This is a genomic window from Candidatus Magnetaquiglobus sp. (genome assembly GCF_058402785.1).
Genome location: NZ_JBZVFG010000023.1, coordinates 33,707 through 36,811, shown reverse-complemented (window position 1 = coordinate 36,811; position 3,105 = coordinate 33,707). Strand labels below are relative to the sequence as shown.

4 protein-coding genes are annotated in these 3,105 nt (G+C 62.3%); 3 read left to right on the top strand and 1 reads right to left on the bottom strand.

Translation table 11 applies throughout. The features are described from left to right. Positions 1 to 299, bottom strand: a 299-nt coding sequence (locus tag ACV4UY_RS09455) for a hypothetical protein (protein ID WP_491607354.1), incomplete at its 3' end; no start/stop codon positions are given. Between the two features lie 242 nt (positions 300 to 541). Here ACV4UY_RS09455 and thiS point away from each other — a divergent pair. From thiS to ACV4UY_RS09440, 3 genes are all read left to right on the top strand, one after another. Next, positions 542 to 1,591 carry a sulfur carrier protein ThiS gene (gene thiS, locus ACV4UY_RS09450; protein WP_491607353.1) on the top strand — a complete coding sequence of 350 codons (1,050 nt, stop codon included), beginning with the start codon at positions 542 to 544 and terminating at the stop codon, positions 1,589 to 1,591. 20 nt (positions 1,592 to 1,611) lie between these two features. Then, positions 1,612 to 2,175: a hypothetical protein gene (locus tag ACV4UY_RS09445; RefSeq protein WP_491607352.1), complete on the top strand. Its 564-nt coding sequence runs from the start codon at positions 1,612 to 1,614 to the stop codon at positions 2,173 to 2,175. 259 nt (positions 2,176 to 2,434) lie between these two features. Beyond that, the gene (locus tag ACV4UY_RS09440; protein ID WP_420903640.1) at positions 2,435 to 2,698 is read left to right on the top strand and encodes a hypothetical protein; all 264 of its coding nucleotides are present in this window, start codon (positions 2,435 to 2,437) and stop codon (positions 2,696 to 2,698) included. The last annotated feature ends 407 nt before the right edge of the window (positions 2,699 to 3,105 follow it).

Genomic DNA, 3,105 nt, shown 5'->3' with positions numbered 1-3,105 from the left:
GCGGATGGAGCCGGGCTGGCCAAACGCTCCGCGCGAATCCCGTCCAACACTCCGATGGTCCGCTGGTAGGCGGCCAGGGGGGCGGCGCCGAACTCCCGCAATGCCGAGGCGAGCACCTGATCCCAGCGCTCGGGTCGCAGCGCGATCAGACGCGCCAGCAGCAGATCCCGCGCCGCGATCTCGGGCTCGGCGCCGATCCAGGCCTCCACCAGCGCCTCGGCCTCCTCCAGGCGCCGTTCGCGCAGCAGACGCGGCAACCGGGCCAGGTTCCGATCCCATGTCTCCAGACTCCCGCCCATTCGGCCTCCTTGAGGTGACCGGGCAGCCTTCTTGCAGGTGACCGGGGAAAATGAGTCCTTGCGCGCGGGGCGAAGGTTGCGGACAATATTCGATGGATAAAATCCCATTGGGAGTTTATCGAAAATCAACACCAAAGGGCAACCCATTGCATGCGCGAGAACCCCCTTTTGGGACGTTTTAGTATAAAGAGATCCCAACCCAACGGCAATCGGCGCGGTGAAGCGAACGGGAGAGGCTGACGATGCGGATATCACTGAACGGGGATGCCACCGAACTGCCGGAGGGAATCAACGTCGCGGAGCTGTTGCGGCACCTTGGTTTCGACGCGCGGCGCGTGGCGGTGGAGCGCAATCTGAACGTGGTGCCCAGGGATCGGTTCACGGATACCACCGTGGAGCCCGAGGATCGCATCGAAATCGTCCATTTCATCGGAGGCGGCATGGAACCAGATTCTGACTTGACGGGAGAATCCCCTTCTCTCCCCCCGACCCTCCCTGACGGAAGCGTCGCGGCCATGCAACCCGATCCGCTGGTGATCGCCGGACGCCGCTTCACGAGTCGTCTGCTGGTAGGCACCGGCAAATACAAGGATTTCGAGGAGACCGCCCAGGCCGTGGCCGCCTCGGGAGCGGAAATCGTCACGGTGGCGGTGCGCCGGGTGAACGTGAGCGATCCCAATGCGCCGATGTTGACCGATCACCTGGATCCCAAAAAATATCTCTACCTTCCCAACACCGCCGGCTGCTACACCGCCGACGATGCGGTGCGCACCCTGCGGCTGGCCCGCGAGGCCGGAGGGTGGAATCTGGTGAAGCTGGAGGTGCTCTCGGACCCCAAATACCTGTGGCCCAACAATCCGGAAACCCTGATCGCCGCCGAGCGGCTGATCGCCGAGGGATTCGAGGTGATGGTCTACACCACGGACGACCCCTGTCTGTGCAAGCGGTTCGAGGCGATGGGGTGCGTGGCGGTGATGCCTCTGGCCGCGCCGATCGGATCGGGACTGGGGGTGCGCAACCCTTACACGATCAAGATCATCCTCGAGGAGGCCAAGGTGCCGATCCTGGTGGATGCCGGCGTGGGCTGCGCCTCGGACGCGGCCTTTGCCATGGAACTGGGCTGCGACGGGGTGTTGATGAACACCGCCATCGCCGGCGCCAAGGATCCGATCCGCATGGCCGTGGCCATGAGAAAGGCGGTCGAGGCCGGGCGCGCCTCGTATCTGGCCGGACGGATCCCGCGCAAGCTCTATGCGTCGGCCTCCAGCCCGCTCGACGGGCTGTTTTTCTAGCTCCAAGGACGCGACATCCCATGGACGAATCGGTCGAACATCCCGACCCGGAGGAGCTACCGGTCTGGGACTGCCGCTGGCCCGATCCGGTGGCCCTCAAGGTGAGCGCTACCCGTATCTTGAGACAGATGCCGGAAAAAAGTCCGGAGATCAACCGCAATCTGGTCATCACCGTGGAGATGGAGCTGAACGACGACTTCACCGGTGAGTTCCGCGCCCTGCTGGTGACCCCCTGGGCCGTGGAACGGATCTACTGGCACTCCCCGACCGCCGGCACCGAACCGCCGGTCAAGCACGCCATGCGCTTGGAATCGGACGAATCGGGACGGGTGGCCGCCGGACAGGGGGTGCTCCTGGAGGCGGAGGTGGAGCGGCTGGTACCGGTGGTGATCGCCTGGGAGCCGGAGACCGGCCACTATTTCGTCGAAACGCTGCTGCACCACACCCAGGGTTTCGACACCGCCCAATCGGCGCTGGATACCGCTCTGGGACGCACCCAGGCCCGCACCGGGCCACAATCGGTTACAGCGGTGATGAACCGGACCGTGAGTCGGCGCGGGTTATTGAAATTCTGGGGCGGATGAATCTCGATAATTGGCATGACGTTTGCTGAGATCCCGAATATCGTCAAGGAAATGTCCCTCCGGAATCACGGCAAGCAATTGCTTGATTCATATGGAAAAGTTTGCTTTATGCAATTGATGTGCCGTTTGCAAGGGCAAAAAAAACCTCGGGAAATCTAATTTTTTATGGGACTTTTCCCCATTTTTACGGTATGATGGGCAAAATGTGGTTCAAACACTTATTTTCGCTTTAAATCAGTCAGCAAAAGGAGACTTAGTCATGAAGGGTTACAAAATCTTCCCCGTTCTGTTGCTCGCTGGTGTCCTCGGCAGCACCCTGCCCGGCTGCGCCACCCAACCCGATGCCGCCGACATGCAGGCCGCCGAAGCCGCCCGCAATGCCCGCCTCGAGGCCGAACGGGCTGATGCCGCCCGCATGAAGGCCGAGCGCGATGCCGAAGCCGCCCGTCAAGAGGCCGAAGCCGCCCGTCAAGAGGCCGAGCGGGTCAAGAAGACCTTCCGCAAGAGCCTGAACAAGAAGTAATCGCCTCTGGCGATCGTCTGACCAATCAGCCGTTGACGGTCCCATCCGTCCGGTCACTTCGCGGCCCCTTGCGTTCCCAAGTCCATGAACGCATCCCGCGACACCGATACGGCACTCCGCCATGGTTTGCTACCGTGCGTCTCGACCGCGGTAGCAAACCATGGCGGAAGCTCTACCGCCCATCATACCCGAATTTCCCCACGCCGCACTTTCGGACGTGACGGTATCGTCGCGTTCCGGTTCCATTACCCGTGCTCGATCAGGGTTGCGTGAATCATTCCGCCCCATCCCGAATCCCCCGCATCGACGCTTTCGGGCCACTCACCCCAAATGGCGCGACAACCTATCAGATCGCCCCATCCCGAATCCCCCGCATCGACGCTTTCGGGCCACTCACCCCAAATGGC